Source organism: Amycolatopsis iheyensis (assembly GCF_024703995.1).
GTDB lineage: Bacteria > Actinomycetota > Actinomycetes > Mycobacteriales > Pseudonocardiaceae > Amycolatopsis > Amycolatopsis iheyensis.
In genome coordinates, this window is sequence record NZ_JAMXQV010000032.1 from 1 (window position 1) to 18610 (window position 18610).

The 18610-nt window shown below is 70.9% G+C and carries 18 protein-coding genes; 4 read left to right on the plus strand and 14 right to left on the minus strand.

The genetic code is table 11. From position 1 onward, the window contains the following. Positions 1-123: 123 nt before the first annotated feature. The 4 genes from M8542_RS41580 to M8542_RS41595 form a co-directional block, all read right to left on the minus strand. Positions 124-402, minus strand: coding sequence for a DUF397 domain-containing protein (locus M8542_RS41580; RefSeq protein WP_257925890.1), 279 nt, complete (start codon positions 400-402; stop codon positions 124-126). Positions 403-482: 80 nt separating this feature from the next. Further along, entirely contained in the window at positions 483-1496 is a 1014-nt protein-coding gene (ilvC, locus tag M8542_RS41585; protein ID WP_013223583.1) for a ketol-acid reductoisomerase, read from the minus strand. A 34-nt stretch (positions 1497-1530) separates the two neighbouring features. Next, on the minus strand, positions 1531-2037 hold the full coding sequence (gene ilvN, locus M8542_RS41590) for an acetolactate synthase small subunit (protein WP_003080760.1): 507 nt from the start codon (positions 2035-2037) through the stop codon (positions 1531-1533). 1 nt (position 2038) lies between these two features. Then, complete coding sequence (locus M8542_RS41595) at positions 2039-3835, minus strand: acetolactate synthase large subunit (protein WP_257926013.1); 1797 nt, start codon at positions 3833-3835, stop codon at positions 2039-2041. A gap of 425 nt (positions 3836-4260) precedes the next feature. Between M8542_RS41595 and M8542_RS41600 the strand changes: the two genes are divergently transcribed. Continuing rightward, positions 4261-4710 carry a PH domain-containing protein gene (locus M8542_RS41600; protein ID WP_257925891.1) on the plus strand — a complete coding sequence of 150 codons (450 nt, stop codon included), beginning with the start codon at positions 4261-4263 and terminating at the stop codon, positions 4708-4710. A gap of 83 nt (positions 4711-4793) precedes the next feature. Next, positions 4794-6638 carry a dihydroxy-acid dehydratase gene (gene ilvD, locus M8542_RS41605; RefSeq protein ID WP_257925892.1) on the plus strand — a complete coding sequence of 615 codons (1845 nt, stop codon included), beginning with the start codon at positions 4794-4796 and terminating at the stop codon, positions 6636-6638. A gap of 202 nt (positions 6639-6840) precedes the next feature. Here ilvD and M8542_RS41610 read toward each other — a convergent pair whose 3' ends face one another. Further along, positions 6841-7416: a DoxX family membrane protein gene (locus M8542_RS41610; protein WP_257925893.1), complete on the minus strand. Its 576-nt coding sequence runs from the start codon at positions 7414-7416 to the stop codon at positions 6841-6843. Between the two features lie 46 nt (positions 7417-7462). Then, positions 7463-8371: an NAD(P)-dependent oxidoreductase gene (locus M8542_RS41615; protein ID WP_257925894.1), complete on the minus strand. Its 909-nt coding sequence runs from the start codon at positions 8369-8371 to the stop codon at positions 7463-7465. A gap of 65 nt (positions 8372-8436) precedes the next feature. Between M8542_RS41615 and M8542_RS41620 the strand changes: the two genes are divergently transcribed. After that, positions 8437-9645: a PQQ-dependent sugar dehydrogenase gene (locus M8542_RS41620; protein WP_257925895.1), complete on the plus strand. Its 1209-nt coding sequence runs from the start codon at positions 8437-8439 to the stop codon at positions 9643-9645. Here the strand turns inward: M8542_RS41620 and M8542_RS41625 are convergent, their stop codons facing one another. From M8542_RS41625 to gatC, 8 genes are all read right to left on the minus strand, one after another. Then, on the minus strand, positions 9646-10788 hold the full coding sequence (locus M8542_RS41625) for a Gfo/Idh/MocA family protein (protein WP_257925896.1): 1143 nt from the start codon (positions 10786-10788) through the stop codon (positions 9646-9648). Further along, the gene (locus tag M8542_RS41630) at positions 10785-11516 is read right to left on the minus strand and encodes a cupin domain-containing protein (protein WP_257925897.1); all 732 of its coding nucleotides are present in this window, start codon (positions 11514-11516) and stop codon (positions 10785-10787) included. Before M8542_RS41630 ends, M8542_RS41625 begins: the two co-directional genes overlap by 4 nt. Beyond that, positions 11513-12433 (minus strand): DUF6807 domain-containing protein, encoded by a 921-nt coding sequence (locus M8542_RS41635; RefSeq protein WP_257925898.1) that lies wholly within the window; start codon positions 12431-12433, stop codon positions 11513-11515. Before M8542_RS41635 ends, M8542_RS41630 begins: the two co-directional genes overlap by 4 nt. Next, the gene (locus tag M8542_RS41640) at positions 12430-13524 is read right to left on the minus strand and encodes a Gfo/Idh/MocA family protein (RefSeq protein ID WP_257925899.1); all 1095 of its coding nucleotides are present in this window, start codon (positions 13522-13524) and stop codon (positions 12430-12432) included. The genes M8542_RS41635 and M8542_RS41640 overlap by 4 nt, the downstream gene beginning before the upstream one ends. A gap of 343 nt (positions 13525-13867) precedes the next feature. Then, positions 13868-14401 (minus strand): hypothetical protein, encoded by a 534-nt coding sequence (locus tag M8542_RS41645; protein ID WP_257925900.1) that lies wholly within the window; start codon positions 14399-14401, stop codon positions 13868-13870. Positions 14402-14403: 2 nt separating this feature from the next. Beyond that, entirely contained in the window at positions 14404-15909 is a 1506-nt protein-coding gene (gene gatB, locus M8542_RS41650) for an Asp-tRNA(Asn)/Glu-tRNA(Gln) amidotransferase subunit GatB (protein ID WP_257925901.1), read from the minus strand. Further along, positions 15906-17423 (minus strand): Asp-tRNA(Asn)/Glu-tRNA(Gln) amidotransferase subunit GatA, encoded by a 1518-nt coding sequence (gene gatA, locus M8542_RS41655; protein ID WP_257925902.1) that lies wholly within the window; start codon positions 17421-17423, stop codon positions 15906-15908. The genes gatB and gatA overlap by 4 nt, the downstream gene beginning before the upstream one ends. Next, the gene (gene gatC / locus M8542_RS41660) at positions 17420-17719 is read right to left on the minus strand and encodes an Asp-tRNA(Asn)/Glu-tRNA(Gln) amidotransferase subunit GatC (RefSeq protein WP_247013514.1); all 300 of its coding nucleotides are present in this window, start codon (positions 17717-17719) and stop codon (positions 17420-17422) included. The genes gatA and gatC overlap by 4 nt, the downstream gene beginning before the upstream one ends. Positions 17720-17955: 236 nt before the next feature. Here gatC and M8542_RS41665 point away from each other — a divergent pair, with 236 nt between their 5' ends. Beyond that, complete coding sequence (locus tag M8542_RS41665) at positions 17956-18609, plus strand: ACT domain-containing protein (protein WP_257925903.1); 654 nt, start codon at positions 17956-17958, stop codon at positions 18607-18609. Position 18610: the final 1 nt, after the last annotated feature.

Genomic DNA, 18610 nt, shown 5'->3' on the forward strand with positions numbered 1-18610 from the left:
GTCGGGCGACGCGACCACCGCAGCAACGTCTCGCGCTCCTCATCGCTCAACACCAACGGCGGCAGCTTCGGGCTCGGCATCACAGCATCCTAGACACTGGCCACGAAATTAAGACTCAGGACACTAGGCCTCGGCGAGATCCTCGGGCAGGTCGAACTCGCCGTCGCGGACGCCCTTGACGAACGCGTCCCACTCCCCCGGCGTGAAGACGAGGATGACGCCGTCCGGCTTCGCCGACTGCCGCATCGCGGTGTAGGTGACGCCGTCGGTGTGCTCGATGAAGGCGTACTCGACGCAGTCGTCGAGGGTGACGCCCTCGGGCTCCGCCCGGATCCACTCCGCCTTCGTGAAGTCGAGGTGGTGCCGGATGTGCGCCTTGTCGTCGACCGGCTGCTCACTCATGTTCGCCAGCGTAGCGAAACGACCACCGAACGCACCGAAGGGGACGCCCGGCACCGGGCGTCCCCTTCGGCTGGGGGAACTCAGGCGGTCTCGGTGATCGGCCGGTCCACCCACGACATCAGGTCGCGCAGCTTCTTGCCGGTCGCCTCGATCGGGTGCTGGTTGCCCTGCTCCTCGAGCTTGGTGAAGTTCGGCCGGCCGGCCTCGTCCTCGGCAACCCACTCACGCGCGAACGTGCCGTCCTGGATCTCGCCGAGGATCTTCTTCATCTCTTCCTTGACCGCCGGCGAGATGACGCGCGGGCCGCGGGTCAGGTCGCCGTACTCGGCGGTGTCGGAGATCGAGTAGCGCTGACGCGCGATGCCGCCCTCGTACATGAGGTCGACGATCAGCTTCAGCTCGTGCAGCACCTCGAAGTAGGCGATCTCCGGGGCGTAGCCGGCCTCGGTGAGCACCTCGAAACCGGTCTGCACCAGCGCGGACGCGCCACCGCAGAGCACGGCCTGCTCGCCGAAGAGGTCGGTCTCGGTCTCCTCGGTGAACGTCGTCTTGATGACACCGGCGCGGGCGCCACCGATGGCGGCCGCGTAGGAAAGCGCGAGCGCCTGGGCGTTGCCGGAAGCGTCCTGCTCCACGGCGATGAGCGCCGGGACGCCCTTGCCGTCGACGAACTGGCGGCGGACCAGGTGGCCCGGGCCCTTCGGGGCGACCATGGCGACGTCGACGTTCGCCGGCGGCTTGATCAGGTCGTAGCGGATGTTGAAGCCGTGCCCGAAGAAGATCGCGTCGCCGTCCTTGAGGTTCGGCGCGATGTCCTGCTCGTAGATGAAGCGCTGCTTCGTGTCCGGCGCCAGGATCATGATCAGGTCGGCTTCGGCCGACGCCTCGGCCGGGGTGAGCACGCGCAGGCCCTGCTCCTCGGCCTTCGCCCGCGACTTGGACCCCTCGGGCAGGCCGATGCGGACGTCGACGCCGGAGTCGCGCAGGCTCAGCGAGTGGGCGTGGCCCTGGCTGCCGTAGCCGATGACAGCGACCTTGCGCCCCTGGATGATCGAGAGGTCGGCGTCGTCGTCGTAGAAGATTTCCACTGCCATGGGGGTTACTGCTTCCTTTCCTGACTTACTTCTTTTAGCGCGGGGATGTCGCGGTGATCGAACGGGCGCCGCGACCCACCGCGACCATGCCGGACTGCACGAGCTCGCGGATGCCATACGGCTCCAGCATCCGCAGCAACGCACCGATCTTGTCGGACGTCCCGGTGGCCTCGACGGTGAGTGCCTCGGGAGAGACGTCCACCACCTTGGCCCGGAAGAGCTGGACGGTCTCGAGGACCTGGCTGCGCACGGTGTTGTCGGCGCGAACCTTCACCAGCAGCAGTTCACGCTGCACGGCGGTCGACTGCTCCAGCTCGACGATCTTGATCACGTTGACCAGCTTGTTGAGCTGCTTCGTCACCTGTTCGAGCGGTAGCTCTTCCACGGCGACCACGATCGTCATGCGGGACACCTCGGGGTTTTCCGTGGGCCCGACGGCGAGGGACTCGATGTTGAACCCGCGGCGGGAGAACAGGCCGGACACGCGTGCGAGCACACCGGGCTTGTTCTCGACCAGGACACTCAGTGTGTGGACGCTCATCTCAGCGCTCACCTTCCCCAGCGGCTTCCGCGGCAGCTTCGGTCGTCTCGACCGAGACCTCGTCGTCGTCGAACAGCGGCCGGATGCCCCGGACCGCCATGATCTCGTCGTTGCCGGTGCCCGCGGCGACCATCGGCCACACCTGGGCATCCTTCCCCACGACGAAGTCGATCACGACGGGGCGGTCGTTGATCTCCATCGCGCGGCGGATGGTGGCGTCGACGTCTTCGCGCGTCTCGCAGCGCAGGCCCGCGCAGCCCAGCGCCTCGGCCAGCAGCACGAAGTCCGGGATGCGGTGCTTGTGCGTGCCGAGGTCGGTGTTGGAGTACCGCTCCGAGTAGAAGAGGTTCTGCCACTGGCGGACCATGCCCAGGTTGCCGTTGTTGATGACGGCGACCTTGATCGGCGCGCCCTCGATGGCGCAGGTGGCCAGCTCCTGGTTGGTCATCTGGAAGCAGCCGTCGCCGTCGATCGCCCACACCGGGGTGTCCGGGACGCCGAACTGCGCGCCCATCGCGGCCGGCACGGCGAAGCCCATGGTGCCGAGCCCGCCGGAGTTGATCCAGGTGCGCGGGTTCTCGTACTTGACGAACTGCGCGGCCCACATCTGGTGCTGGCCGACGCCGGCGGCGTACACCGCGTCCGGGCCGACGAGCTCGCCGATCCGCTCGATGACGTACTGCGGCGACAGCGAACCGTCGTCGGGCCACTCGTAGCCGGCCGGGTAGGTCTTGCGCCAGTCGTCGGCCAGCGTCCACCAGGCAGCGAGGTCCGGCTTGCCGCCGTGCTCGAACTCCGTGGTGACCGCGGCGATCAGCTCACCGATGATCTCCTTGCAGTCGCCCACGATCGGCACGTCGGCCTTGCGGTTCTTGGAGATCTCGGCCGGGTCGATGTCGGCGTGCACGATCGCGGCGTCCGGCGCGAAGGACGACAGCTGCCCGGTGACGCGGTCGTCGAACCGAGCGCCGAGCGCGATCAGCAGGTCGGCGCGCTGCATCGCGGCGACGGCGGCGACCGAGCCGTGCATGCCCGGCATGCCGAGGTGCTGCGGGTGCGAGTCGGGGAACGCGCCGCGCGCCATCAGCGTGGTGACGACCGGGATGTTCGTCAGCTCGGCGAGCTGCTTGAGCTGCTCGTGCGCCTCGGCCTTGATGACGCCGCCGCCGACGTAGAGCACCGGGCGGCGCGACTTCGCGATCAGCTTCGCGGCTTCGCGGACCTGCTTGCCGTGCGGGCGCAGCGTCGGGCGGTAGCCCGGCAGCCGCAGCTCGGTCGGCCAAGAGAACGACGTCATCTCCTGCAGCACGTCCTTGGGGATGTCCACCAGGACGGGGCCGGGTCGGCCCGTCGCGGCCAGGTGGAACGCCTCGGCGATGGTCCGCGGGATCTCCGCCGGGTCCGTGACGAGGAAGTTGTGCTTGGTGATCGGCATGGTGATGCCGCAGATGTCGGCTTCCTGGAACGCATCGGTGCCGATCAGCGCCCGGGACTGCTGCCCGGTGATGGCCACGACCGGGACGGAGTCCATGTTCGCGTCGGCCAGCGGGGTGACCAGGTTGGTCGCGCCCGGGCCGGAGGTGGCCATGCAGACGCCGACCTTGCCGGTGGCCTGCGCGTAACCGGTCGCAGCGTGGCCGGCGCCCTGCTCGTGGCGGACCAGGACGTGCCGGACCTTCGTCGAGTCCAGCAGCGGGTCGTAGGCGGGCAGGATGGTGCCGCCGGGAATGCCGAAGACCACCTCGGCGCCGACCGCCTCGAGCGAGCGCACGAGCGACTGCGCGCCGGTGACGCGCACCGGGGTTCCCGCCGGGGGCGCCGGCTTCGGACGTGCTCCGGGCGCGCCGGGCACCGGGCCCGGCTTCGTCGGATTTGTGGCACTGGTCATCGGGTCTGCCTCGTGGGTCTCGGTGTCACTCGTTCGGGTCTTTTTTGAGCTCACTTGGTGCGGTGGGGCCGGGAATCGCTTCCCTGGGGCAACAAAAAACCCTCGCCGACCGTAAGGTCGCACGAGGGTTCGCGCGTCGACGCAGCGGAAAGACTTCCCTAAGCGTCGACGCGCTTGGGAAGTACGAGGCCGGTCAGCGGTGTCACGACGCTGACGCTAGTCCGAAGGTCTCTCGAGTGTCAACTCTGCGGGATGACATGTCCGCATGCTGGACACGGGTCACACCGGCGAGACCCGGTTCCGGGCCGGGCGCGCCCGCGGTGCACCATTTCGGGGTGGCCGAAAAAGAGCAGGACGAGGGCCGGAAGGCCGTCTTCCGGATCCCCCGCACGTCGTTCATGGCGATCGCCCTCCTGACGATCTGCGTGACGCCCGTCGCGCTCGGGGACATCCCGTACCTGCAGTGGCTCTACATCTTCCCGATCGCGCTGGCGGTGTTCGTGGTACGCACGCGCACGATCGCGACGCGCTCGGGGCTGGCAGTGCGCACCATGTTCGGCCACCGCGACGTGCCGTGGTCGTCGCTCAAGGGCCTCGCGATCACCAAGAAGGCGCGCGTGCAGGCGGTGCTGAAGGACGACACGAAGGTGCCGCTGCCGACCGTGCGGACCCGGCACCTGCCGGTGCTGTCGCTGGTCAGCGAGGGTCTGGTCGCCGACCCGAGCGGGCTGCTGGACGCCGAGGACATCAAGCCGGCCGAACCCAAGGCGACACCCGGGGAGTGACCCCCCGTCGCGGACAAGCGCCGCCCGCAGGTCTAAATTGGTAGGACCAGTTTTGTCGGCCCCCCTTTGACCTGGGAGTTTCCGTGCCGCCTCTCCGTTCCCGGACCACCACCCACGGCCGCAACGCGGCGGGCGCGCGCTCGCTCTGGCGCGCCACCGGCATGACCGACAGCGACTTCGGCAAGCCGATCGTGGCGATCGCCAACTCCTACACGCAGTTCGTGCCCGGGCACGTGCACCTCAAGGACCTCGGCGAGATCGTCGCCGGGGCGGTCAAGGAAGCCGGCGGCGTCGCGCGCGAGTTCCACACCATCGCCGTCGACGACGGCATCGCGATGGGCCACTCGGGCATGCTCTACTCGCTGCCCTCGCGCGAGATCATCGCCGACTCGGTCGAGTACATGGTCAACGCGCACCAGGCCGACGCGCTCGTCTGCATCTCCAACTGCGACAAGATCACCCCGGGCATGCTCAACGCGGCCATGCGGCTGAACATCCCGGTGGTGTTCGTCTCCGGCGGGCCGATGGAGGCCGGCAAGGCCGTGGTCGTGGGCGGTGTCGCGCAGGCGCCGACCGACCTGATCACCGCGATCGCCGCGTCGGCCAGCCCCGAGGTCGACGAGGACGGGCTGTCGATCGTCGAGCGCTCCGCCTGCCCGACGTGTGGTTCGTGCTCGGGCATGTTCACCGCGAACTCGATGAACTGCCTCACCGAGGCGCTGGGGCTCTCCCTGCCGGGCAACGGCTCCACGCTGGCGACGCACGCCGCGCGCCGCGCGCTGTTCGAGGAGGCCGGGCGCACGGTCGTCGAGCTGTGCCGCAAGTGGTACGAGGAGGACGACGACTCGGTGCTGCCCCGCTCGATCGCGTCGAAGGCGGCGTTCGAGAACGCGATGGCCCTCGACATGGCGATGGGCGGCTCGACGAACACGGTGCTGCACATCCTCGCGGCCGCCCAGGAGGGCGAGGTCGACTTCACGATCGCCGACATCGACGCGATCGGCCGCCGCGTGCCGTGCCTGTCGAAGGTGGCGCCGAACTCGGACTACCACATGGAGGACGTCCACCGCGCGGGCGGAATCCCGGCGATCCTCGGCGAGCTGTACCGCGGCGGGCTGCTGAACACCGACGTCCGGTCGGTCCACTCCCCGGACATCGACTCCTGGCTCTCGGCTTGGGACATCCGGGCTTCGTCGCCTTCTTCTGTTGCTCTCGAGCTGTTCCACGCGGCGCCGGGCGGGGTCCGCACGACCGAGGCGTTCTCGACTGCCAATCGGTGGTCGTCCCTCGACACGGACGCGGCGGGCGGCTGCATCCGCGACGTCGAGCACGCGTACACCAAGGACGGCGGCCTGGCGATCCTGCGCGGCAACCTCGCGGAGAACGGCGCGGTGATCAAGGCGGCGGGCATCGACGAGGACCTGTGGCACTTCGAGGGCCCGGCGCGGGTGCTGGAGAGCCAGGAGGAGGCCGTGTCGGCGATCCTCAAGAAGGAGATCCAGCCGGGCGAGGTGCTGGTGATCCGCTACGAGGGTCCGGCGGGCGGCCCGGGCATGCAGGAAATGCTGCACCCGACGGCGTTCCTCAAGGGTTCGGGCCTGGGCAAGAAGTGCGCCCTGATCACCGACGGCCGCTTCTCGGGCGGCTCGTCGGGGATCTCGGTCGGCCACATCTCCCCCGAGGCGGCGGCCGGCGGCCTGATCGCCCTGGTCGAAAACGGCGACCGGATCCTCCTGGACATCCACGAGCGCCGGCTGGAGCTGCTGGTGGACGCGGAGATCCTGGCCGAGCGCCGGTCGAAGATGGAGGCATCGGAGCGCCCGTGGCAGCCGAAGGAGCGCCAGCGCCCGGTGACGGCGGCCCTGCGCGCGTACGCCCGGATGGCGACGTCGGCCGACACCGGCGCGGTCCGCGACGTGAACAAATAACCCCGGCTCCACCCGCGCGAAGGCCGTCCCGTTCCCCGGGGCGGCCTTCCGCCGTTTCCGGGCAGCACCAACCCCCGCCCGCGAAGGGGAACCCCCGGATTCAACGTTACCGGCGGCCACCGACACTTCCCGCTCGTCCCGGCCGGGTTATCCACAACCCCGCCCGCGAAGCCGAGTTGTCCCCAGCCCCCGGTCCCCAGCCCTACCGCGTCAAAACGATGACCACCACCGCGGCCGCCGCGGCCAGCAGCAGCGAGACCAGCCCCAACGGCAGCGGCCGCTTCCGCCACGGCGTGTTCCGCTCCAGCGAAATCGGCCCCGACCCGGTGAACAGCAGGCTCAGTGCCGAAGCCGCCAGCAGCAGCTCGAACTCGAAGCCCTGCCCCTGGCCCTCGAAGAACCCGCCGTGGAACTTCGCGTACACGGCGTTCGCCGCGACGCCGAGCAGCGCGGCCGCGGCCAGCGGCGTGAACAGGCCGACGATCACCAGCACCCCGCCGCCGACCTCGGCGATCCCGGTGATCCAGGACAGCAGCGTCGTCTGCTTGTGGTAGCCGAACGTCTCCAGCATCCGCGCGAATCCGCTGATGCCGGGGCCACCGAACAGGCCGAACAGGTGCTGCAGCCCGTGCGCGCCCATGGTCACGCCGAGCGCCAGCCGCAGGATCAGCAGGCCGAGGCCCAGCCCGCCCTGCCGCGGGGTGTCGTCGGGCCCGTCGTCCTCGACGCCCGAGAGGAGGCTGGTCGGCTGCTGCGAGATGTCGTCTCCACTGCTCACGCGCGAAGGGTAGGGGATCAGCGCGCCCGTCGCGACCAGTACGCGCCTAGTACTCGCCGTGGACGAGGTTGTCGGGCAGCTCACCCCCGGCGTACCGGGCGATCTCGGCCGCGGCCACGGCGTAGGACCGCCCCCGCACCCCGCGCACGGCCCCGCCGATGTGCGGCGTCAGCAGCAGGCCCGGCGCCGTCCACAGCGGGTGCCCGGGCGGCGGCGGCTCGGGATCGGTGACGTCGAGGGCGGCGCGCAGCCGGCCCGTGGTCAATTCGGCGACCAGGGCCTCGGTGAGCACGACGGCGCCGCGCGCGACGTTGATCAGCACCGCGCCGTCCGGCATCTCGGCCAGGAACTCCGCGTCGACCATCCCGCGGGTGCGCGAGGTCAGCGGCACCATCAGCACGACGACGTCGTGCATGCCGAGGAGCGCGGGCAGTTCGCGCACGCCGTGCACGCCCTCGCGCGCGGTCATCCCGACCATCGTGCAGCGCGCGTCGAACGGCTCGAGCCGGCGGCGCAGGTGCCGCCCCAGGTCGCCGGCCCCGACGATCAGCACGCGCTTGCCCTGCAGCGTGTCGGCGGTCTGCCGCTCCCACCGCTGTTCGCGCTGCGCCGCCGCGAAGACGTCCAGCTTCCGGTACATCGACAGCAGCGCGGCGACGACCCACTCGGCGGTGCTCCCGCCGTGCGCGCCCCGGCACGTCGACAGCAGCACGCCGTCGGGCACCTTGCCCACCCAGTCCTCGGCGCCCGCGGCCAGCAGCTGGATCAGCTTCAGGTTCGGCAGCGTGCGCCACAGCTGTTCGCCCGGCGGGTGCTTGCCGGGGATCAGCACCTCGGCCTTGGCGGCCTCGGGTGGCACCGGCTCGCCCCACTGGTAGCGCACGGGCAGGACCCGCGGAACCTCGGCGAGCACGTTCAGGCCCTCGTCGTCGGGCACCAGCACGGTCAGCGTCATGATCCCCAACGTAATCCAGAGGTGCTCACCCATGGTTCACGCGGCTGGCCCTAGGCTGGTGAATCATGCGAACCCGGTACCGGTCGGCCCTGCTGGCGATCCTGGCCTGCGGTGTCCTGCTGCCCGCCGGGTGCGCGCGGTTCGACGACACCGCGGCGGGCCAGACGTTCAGCCCCGCGCCCGTGCCCAGCCCCGAGTCACCGCCCGAGGTCCAGGGCCCCGGCGCCGACTCCGGCGGCGACGGCAAGCAGGCGCAGCCCGGCCCGTCCCGCACGCCGGTGCCGCCGCCGCAGGGCTGCAAAGACTTCGACACGGCCGTGATCGCGACCTGCCTGGACACCGTCGCCGCGGTGGCCGGCCTGCCGGGCGACGGCTCCACCCCGAGCGCCCTGGCCGGCGAGCGCAAGAGCGGCCGGGTGCTGCTCGCGACCGCGGGCAAGGACGCGACGGACTTCGCAAAGCTCGACGTCCAGGCGGCCGGCGACGGCGGCCTCACCGGGCTCGCGCTCTCGCCGTCGTACGTCGAAGACCAGCTGGTGTTCGCGTACGTCACCACGGCGACCGACAACCGCGTCGTGCGCTTCGCGAAGGGCCAGGCGGCGAAGCCGGTGCTCACCGGGATCCCGAAGGGCGCGACGGGCAACCACGGCGCGATCAGCGTCGACAACCGCGGCGCGCTGCTCGTCGCGACCGGCGACGCGGGCAACCCGAGCGCCGCGGCCGACCCGAACTCCCTCGCCGGGAAGGTGCTGCGGATCGACACCTCCGGCAAGGCCGCGGCGGGCAACCCGAACGGCTCCCTGGTCTTCACGTCCGGCCTGCACGCGCCGGGCGGCCTCTGCGCGTCCGCCGACGGCGGCCGGGTCTGGGTCACTGACCGGCTCGCCGACAAGGACGCCCTCTACCGGGTGCAGGCCGGGCAGCCGATGACGACGCCGGCGTGGACGTGGGCGGACAAGCCGGGCGTCGCGGGGTGCGCGGACTTCATCGACGCGAACGGCTACGTCGCGATCGGCGCGTCGCTGGCCGGCAACCTCCAGGACGTGCCGGTGTCGAAGGAAGGCGCCGTGACCGGGCAGCCGCAGGTCCGCCTGGACGGCAAGTCCGGCAAGCCGCCGCTCACCTACGGGCGGCTCGCGGGGATGAGCATGATCAACCCGCAGCTGGCGGTGGCCGGCACGGTCAACAAGGACGGCGGCGCCCCCGTCTCGAGCGACGACCGCGTGGTGCTGATCGCGCCGGCGACGTCCGGTGGCGGCAACGGCAAGGACTGATCAAGCCGGCGGCTTGAGCTCCACCCGCCGTCCTTCCGCCGACGAAGTCAGCCCCGCCTCCGCGAGCTGCAGCCCACGGGCGGCCGAGAAGAAGTCGTAGCGGTGCGGCCGCCCGGCGACGACGTCCCGCACGAACTCCTCCCACTGGGCCTTGAAGCCGTTGTCGAACTCGGCGTTGTCCGGCACCTCCTGCCACTGGTCGCGGAAGGCGTCGGTGGCCGGCAGGTCCGGGTTCCAGACGGGCTTCGGCGTCGCCGAGCGGTGCTGGACCCGGCAACGCCGCAGGCCGGCGACGGCGCTGCCCTCGGTGCCGTCGACCTGGAACTCGACCAGCTCGTCGCGGAAGACCCGCGTCGACCAGGACGAGTTGATCTGCGCGATCGCCCCCGATTCGAGCTCGAAGATGCCGTACGCGGCGTCGTCGGCCGTCGCCGCGTACGCCTCGCCCTGTTCGTCCCAGCGACGTGGGATGTGCGTGACCGCCTTCGCCGTCACGGCCTCGACGCGGCCGAAGAGGTTCTCGAGGACGTAGTTCCAGTGGCAGAACATGTCGAGCACGATCCCGCCGCCGTCCTCGGCGCGGTAGTTCCAGCTCGGCCGCTGCGCCTCCTGCCAGTCGCCCTCGAAGACCCAGTAGCCGAACTCGCCGCGCACCGACAGGATCCGCCCGAAGAACCCGCCGTCGACCAGCCGCCGCAGCTTCCGCAGGCCGGGCAGGAACAGCTTGTCGTGGACGACGCCGTGACAAATCCCGGCGTCGCGGGCGAGGCCGGCCAGCTCGAGGGCCGCCGGCAGCGTCTCGGCCAGGGGCTTCTCGGCGTAGACGTGCTTGCCCGCGGCGATCGCCGCCCGCACCGCCGGCTCGCGCGCCGACGTCAGCTGCGCGTCGAAGTAGATCCCCACGTCGTCGAGCGCGGAGCCGATGTCGGTGGTCCACGCGGTCAGCCCGTGGCGGTCGGCGAGCTCCTTGAGCTTGGTCGCGTTGCGCCCGGCGAGGATCGGCTCGAGCTGCACGCGGGTGCCGTCGGGCAGCTCGACGCCGCCCTGGTCGCGGATGGCCAGCACCGACCGGAGCAGGTGCTGCCGGTAGCCCATCCGGCCCGTGACGCCGTTGAGCAGCACTCCGATACTGGTCTGGTTCATGGCCGGCCTTCCTGGTCGATGACGCGTTCCCCGGGGATGTCGTATTCCGCGCGACGCCCGCACATGCCGTAGCCGTCGGGGTTCGACGGCGTCGCGACCCGGACGCCGGACTGTTCGAGGTGGCTCCCGTCCCCGTCGGCGAGGGCCGTGAGGTGCGCGCCGGTCAGCTCGGCGGCCGCGAGCGCCCCGGCCCGCCAGCGCGGCGCCCAGTCTCCGATTTTCGGCGAAACCAGCGCGACGGCCGACCGGTGGAACTCCCGCAACGGCTCCGCGTCGCCGTCCAGCAGGGCCTCCCGCAGCGGCAGGTAGCCGCGAACCGCCAGGTCACGGCGTCGGCGGGCGGCGTGGTCATTTTTCGGCAACGCCGCCGCTTCGGCGTAGGCGACCGGATCCGCGAGCACATCCGGCGGAAAGGTGAACACGGCGTCGCCCGCCTCGGGCAGGCCGCTGTTCTGCATGAGGACGGTGACGCGCAGGCCGCCGCCCTGCACCATCCGGTGGACGGTGCCCGGCGCGAACCACGCGATCACGCCGGCCTCCAGGGGCGTCTCCGCGTAGCCACCGGTGCTCAACGTCTGGACGGCGCCCTGTCCGCCGGTGACGACATACGCCTCGGTGCAGGCGAGGTGCAGGTGCGGGCTGCCGCCGCAGACACCATCTTCCGCCTCCCAGTCGTACGCGCGTAGCTGAGAGACGCCAATGCCACCCGGAAGTGGGAATTCGTTCATGACCATCCGTGCCTGTCGAGGTATCGGGTCACCTGATCGCGGTCCCACGCCCCGTCGGCGACGACGATCCGGTAGCGGTACGTGAAGCTCTCCCCAGGCGGCAGCACGAACTCTTCAAAAAACGCCCACGAAATGGCGACCATCGGCGTCTCGTCCGCCCGGACGAACCAGTGCGACTCGTGGATGGCCCGGTCGTTTTCCGGCGAATGCGCGAAGACGAGCGTCGAGTGCGCGTCGACGTCGTCGTGCTCGCCGACGAACGCCAGCCACGGCGCCTGCGCGCCCATCATCTCCTCGCCACCGAGGTCGCCGGGCCCGAGGACCCGGCCGCCGCCGAAGTCGCGAGGTCCCCGCCAGTGCAGACCGGTGTACCCGGCTTGCTCGCGCCCGGCCGTGGTCGGGCTGCCGAACTCGAGCGGGACGGCGCGGAGGTTGGTCAGCTCGATGCCCCAGTCGATGGCCCAGGAGCCCTCGTCCGGTTCGACCGAGTGGACGACGATGTCGCGCCGCTCGCGCGCCCACTCGTCGCCGCCGTTGGCGACCCAGGTGAGCCGCTCGGTGAGGCTGAGCCGGTCGCCGTCGACGGTGAACGCGGCGAAGTCGTCGTGGCGCATGGAGCCGATGCGGTCGGGCAGGTCCAGGTACCAGTGGCCGGGGACGTAGGTGTGGCCGCCCCAGAAGTTCTGGCCGGAGAGGTGGCTGGAGGTCATCTGCAGGCCCTTGTGCCAGCGGTGGTCGGCGGGCCGGTACCCGCTGACGCGCCGGCCGCGCAGCGTGCGCAACGGGTGGGTGTAGGGCTTGCGCGACTCGTAGGCGACGGGGTCGGGCTTGTACACATAGGACATCAGCTGCACACCACCGGCCTCGACGGTCACGTGGTCGCCGTGCCGGTGCGTGACGGTGATCGGCGCGCTCATCCGGCGGCCGCCCCGGCCATGGCCGAGTAGAACGCGTCACCCGGCCCGATCTCCCCACGCCGCACACCCCGCCCGGTGGCGGCGGCTTTGTACAGCGCGGCGACGAACTCCAGCACCCGCCGACCGTCATCCCCACCACAGGGCGGCCGCCGCCCAGCCCGGTAGGCGGCCAGAACGGGAGCGAAGGCGGCGGCGTGCGAGCTGCGGACGTCATCCGGCGTCCGCCAGCGCTGCGTCCGGTCCACGGCCACGTGCGGCGCGGCGGTGTAGCGCCAGTTCCCGGCGCCGTAGCCGTAGAGGTGCGTGAGCTCGACGGAGGCGTCCTCGCAGTCGATCCGGATCCGGCTCACTTCGTCGGGTGAGAGGACACTGTTGACGACCGTCGCCAGCGCCCCGGATTCGAACCGGACGAGCGCGGTGGAGACGTCCTCGGTCTCGACGTCGTGCACGAGCCGCGCGGTCATCGCCTGTACCTCGGCCCACTCACCGGCGCGTTCGGCGAGCAGGTGGAGCAGCAGATCCATCTGGTGGATGCCGTGCCCCATGGCCGGCCCGCCGCCCTCGGTCGCCCACCGCCCCCGCCACGGAACGGCGTAGTAAGCGGCATCGCGGAACCAGGTGGTCTGACAGTGCGCGACGAGCGGCCGCCCGAACTCGCCTTCCCCGAGCAGACGCCGGAAATGCCCCGCGGCCGCCCCCGACCGCTGCTGGAAGACAAAGGAGAGGTACGGCCCCGCCTCCCCCTCGGCGGCGACCATCGCGTCGTACTCGGCAAGCGATCGACAGGGCGGCTTCTCACACCAGACCCAGGCACCGCCGCGCAGGGCCAGAACGGCCTGTTCGAGGTGCAACCCGGGCGGCGTGCAGATCGAAACGAGGTCGGGCTCCTGCTCGGCAAGCATCGTCGCGAGATCGCCGTAGGGCTTGGCGTGCTCGGTGGCCGCACAGAAGGCAACGGCCCGGGCTTCATCGACATCGACAGCGGCGACGATGTCAACGTGGTCACCATGAGCGTCATAGGCGGCCCGATGACTGTCGGCGATCTGCCCCGCCCCGACGACGGCCACCCGTAAGCGCTTTCCGTCAGCCAATCCCGGACCTCCTTCCTCGACGTGGACGTCCCGCACCGCACGGCTCTACCCCCGCTGCCTGGTTCTCATCCCCGCCGTCTCGACCGTCTCAGAAAGCGCTTTCTCACGCAACGGCCGCGTCCGCTGTCAACGTTGTCAGCGCTGGTGGTCAACCGGAATGGCCGACGCCGCCCAGGCCCTCCCCGGCGCCCGGAATCCCGCGTGGCCCACCCAGGATCCAGCCCCGGCGACCTGCCTCAGCGCTGCGCTCCCTCGACGTTCTGATCCGCAGAACCGACGGCCGCCAGCCAGCACCACGCGCCCGCGCCCACCACCCAGGCCGGCCCCGCTCCCCCGGCTCCGGTCAGCGGCTCTTGCTACGAGGATCCCGTTTCCGAGGCAACCGGCTCTCGGCGCGCGCCGCCCGCATGTCCAGAAAAGCGACCACACCAGACACGAGCGCGGCCAGCAGCCCGAGGAACCGGCCGAAGCCGGGGCCGATCGCGATGTCGGCGGCCTCGAAGATGCCGCGCTGGTCGGCGTCGAACTGCCAGTCGATCGTCGCCCAGCCGAGCGCCATCAGCAGCAGCGCCGCCACCGCGACCACCAGCCACAGGTGCGGCAGGCCGCTGACCCGCGCGCTGCGGATTCGTCCGAAAACGACCACGACCAGCCCGGCCAGTAGCAACGCCAGCGGCGGGCACCAGGCGAAGAAGCTCGAGTGCCACGCGCTTCGGACGACGTCACCTTGCGGCAACTGCCCCAGGACGACCTCGATGTCCGGCTTGTTGGTGCTCAGCGTCGTCCACGGCAGGAACGTCGAGCCCAGCGCGAGCAGCCCGGCCGCCAGGCCGAGCCACTCGCGCCAGGTGACGCTCTTGACGGAAAACGACGACAACGTCAGGAACCGACGCGTTCGATGATCAGCTCGCGGACGCGCTTGGCGTCCGCCTGTCCCTTGGTCGCCTTCATGACCGCGCCGACGATCGCGCCCGCCGCGGCCACCTTGCCGCCGCGGATCTTGTCCGCGACGTCCGGCTGCGCCGCCAGGGCCTCGTCAATCGCCGACAACAGCGCCGAGTCGTCAGAGACGACTTTCAGCCCGCGCTTCTCGACGACCTCGCGCGGCTCGCCCTCACCGGCGAGCACGCCCTGGACGACTTCCTTGGCCAGCTTGTTCGTCAGCTCGCCCGACGAAACCAGCCCGATGACCTCGGCCACCTGCTTCGGCGTGATCGCCAGGTCGGCCAGCTCGACCTCGCGCGCGTTCGCCTCCTGGGCGAGGGTGTTGACCCACCAGCCGCGGGCCTCGTCCGGCGACGCGCCGGCCTCGACCGTGGCCGCGACGAGGTCGACCGCCCCGACGTTCAGCAGGTCACGCAGGGCTTCGTCGGAAAGTGACCACTCCTGCTGGATCCGCTTCCGCCGCTCGGACGGCATCTCCGGCAGCGTGCCGCGCAGCTGTTCGACCCACTCGCGCGACGGCGCGATCGGGACCAAGTCGGGCTCCGGGAAGTACCGGTAGTCCTCGGCGGTCTCCTTGGTCCGGCCCGACGACGTGGAGCCGTCGGCCTCCTGGAAGTGCCGCGTCTCCTGCTTGATCGACCCGCCCTCGGCGAGGATCGCCGCCTGCCGGGTCATCTCGTAGCGGACGGCCCGCTCGACGCTGCGCAGCGAGTTGACGTTCTTCGTCTCGGTGCGGGTGCCGAACTCGGTCGCGTCCTTCGCCATCAGCGAGACGTTCGCGTCGCACCGCAGCGAGCCCTGGTCCATCCGGACGTCGGACACGTCGAGTGCGCGAAGCAGGTCACGCAGGGCGGACACGTATGCGCGCGCGACCTCGGGAGCCCGCTCGCCGGTGCCCTCGATCGGCTTCGTCACGATTTCGATCAGGGGAACGCCGGCCCGGTTGTAGTCGAGCAGCGAGTGCTCGGCGCCGTGGATCCGCCCGGTCGCGCCGCCGACGTGCAGCGACTTGCCGGTGTCCTCCTCCATGTGCGCGCGCTCGATCTCCACGCGGACGACCTCACCGTCGTCGAGCGTGACGTCGAGGTAGCCGTTGAAGGCGATCGGCTCGTCGTACTGCGACGTCTGGAAGTTCTTCGGCATGTCCGGGTAGAAGTAGTTCTTCCGGGCGAACCGGCACCACTCGGCGATCTCGCAGTTGAGCGCCAGGCCGATCCGGATCGCGCCCTCGACGGCCTTGCCGTTCACGACCGGCAGCGCGCCGGGCAGGCCGAGGCAGGTCGGGCAGACCTTCGTGTTCGGCTCGCCGCCGAACTCGTTCGCGCAGCCGCAGAACATCTTCGTGTTCGTGCTGAGCTCGACGTGCACCTCGAGCCCGAGCACGGGGTTGAAGCGTTCGATGACGTCGGCGTAGTCCATCAACTCGGCCACGGCAGTCACTTCGTTCCTCCCAGCTCCGGGACCTTGTGGATGAGCGCCCCGCCGGCGGCGGCGTCGCGAGCGGCCTCGTAGGCGGCGCCGACCCGGTAGAGCCGGTCGTCGGCGAGCGCCGGGGCCATGATCTGCAGGCCGACCGGCAGGCCGTCCTCGTCGGACAGCCCGCTCGGCACGCTCATCGCGGCGTTGCCGGCCAGGTTCGACGGGATCGTGCACAGGTCGGCGAGGTACATCGCCATCGGGTCGTCCACGCGCTCGCCGATCTTGAACGCCGTGGTCGGCGTCGTGGGCGAAACGAGGACGTCGACCTTCTCGAACGCGGCGTCGAAGTCACGCGTGATCAGCGTGCGCACCTTCTGCGCCGAGCCGTAGTAAGCGTCGTAGTAGCCGGACGACAACGCGTAGGTGCCCAGCATGATCCGCCGCTTGACCTCGGCGCCGAAGCCCTTTTCACGGGTCAGCGACATGACCTCTTCGGCGCTGTGGTCGCCGTCGTCGGCGACGCGCAGGCCGTAGCGCATGGCGTCGAACCGGGCGAGGTTCGACGAGCACTCGCTCGGCGCGATCAGGTAGTACGCGGGCAGCGCGTAGACGAAATGCGGACAAGAGACCTCGACGACCTCGGCCCCGAGCGCGCGCAGCTGCTCGACCGCGGCCTGGAAGGACCGCTCGACACCCGGCTGGTAACCGTCGCCGGCGAACTCCTTCACGACGCCGACCTTGACGCCCTTGAGGTCACCGGTCATGCCCTGCCGGGCCGCGGCGACCACGGGCGGCACCGGCGCGTCGATGGACGTCGAATCCATCGGGTCGTGCCCGGCGATGACCTCGTGCAGCAGGGCGGCGTCGAGCACCGTCCGCGCGCAGGGCCCGGCCTGGTCGAGCGAGGACGAAAAAGCGACGAGCCCGTAGCGCGACACCCCGCCGTAGGTCGGCTTGACCCCGACGGTGCCGGTGACGGACCCGGGCTGCCGGATCGAGCCACCGGTGTCGGTGCCGATGGCGATGGCAGCCTCGAAAGCCGCGATCGACGCCGACGAGCCACCGCCCGACCCGCCCGGGATGCGAGCGTGGTCCCACGGGTTGTGCGTCGGGCCGTACGCCGAGTTCTCGGTCGACGAGCCCATGGCGAACTCGTCCATGTTCGTCTTGCCGAGGATGACGACGCCGGCCTCGCGCAGCTTGCGCGTCACGGTCGCGTCGTACGGCGGGATCCAGCCTTCGAGCGTTTTCGAACCACAGGTCGTCGGGATGCCCTCGGTGGTGAGGACGTCCTTGAGCGCGAGCGGCACGCCGGCCAGCGCCGACGCGGGCGCGTTGCCCCCGGCGATGCCCTCGTCGACGGTCTTGGCCGCGGCCAGCGCGCCCTCGGTGTCGACGTGCAGGAACGCGTGGACGTGGTCGTCGACCTCGGCGATCCGGTCCAGGTGCGCCTGGGTGACCTCGACCGCGGACACCTCACGCGAGTGGATCTTCTCCGCTAGCTCCGCGGCGGTCAGCTTGATGAGGTCGGTCACTGCTCTTCCCCCAGAATGCGCGGCACCCGGAAGCGGCCGTCTTCGGCGGCCGGCGCACCGGCCAGCGCCTGCTGCTGCGTGAGCCCGGGACGGACGACGTCCTGCCGGAAGACGTTCGTCAGCGGCACGGCGTGCGACGTCGGCGGCACGTCGGCGGCGGCGACCTCGCTCACCTTGGCCACCGAGTCCAGGATCTGGTCGAGCTGGCCGGCGAAGACGTCGATCTCGTCGTCGGTCACGGCCAGCCTGGCCAGCTTCGCGAGGTGCGCGACCTCGTCTCGGGAAATGTTGGGCACGCGGGTGACTCCCGGGTTGTGCTGTGCGGGTTGTCTCGGAAGCTGCAAGTCTATGGTGACGGCGCCGGAGGACTCGACTGGGTTACGCCCGGCGCAGGCCGGGTGCCGTCCGGCGACGCCGGCGTCCCGCCCGGCGGACAGCGGGTCCCACCGACCGGGTGGGTCTGTCACAATCGGCGACCGGCATCGAGCGTCCCACGGCAAGGCTGGGACGCCAGAGGCGAGAGGGGCGCGTGGTGTCGTTCCTGATCCGGGTCCTCCTTCCGGACAGCCCGGGAACCCTCGGCGCGGTCGCCACGGCGCTCGGCACGGTAGGCGCCGACATCCTCAGCGTGGACGTCGTCGAACGCGGCACCGGCGTCGCCGTCGACGACCTGGTGGTCGAGCTCCCGTCGGGCCGCCTGCCCGACGCGCTCATCACGGCGGCGGAGAGCGTCGAAGGCGTCGAAGTGGACGCCGTGCGCCCGTACGCGGGCGTGCTGGACACGCACCGCGAGCTCGAGCTCGTCGAAGAAATCGCCGCGCGGCCGAAGAGCGGTCTCGACATCCTGGCCGAAGGCGTGCCGCGCATCGTGCGCGCGGGCTGGGCGATGATCGTCGAGCACGCGGAGACCGGCGCGCTGCGGCTGGCGTCGTCGAGCGCGGCCCCGGAGACCCCGATCACCGACCTGCCCTGGCTGCCGCTCGAGCGCGCGACGGTGCTCGACAGCGAGGAAGCCTGGATCCCGGAGACGTGGCAGGAGCTGGGCACCGAGCTGGCGGCGACGCCGCTGGGCAAGCCGGGCAAGGCGCTGCTCGTGGCCCGCCCGGGCGGGCCGGCCTTCCGCGCCGCCGAGGTCGCCCGGCTCGCCCACCTCGCGGGCATCGTCGCGGTCGTCCTCGACGGTTGAC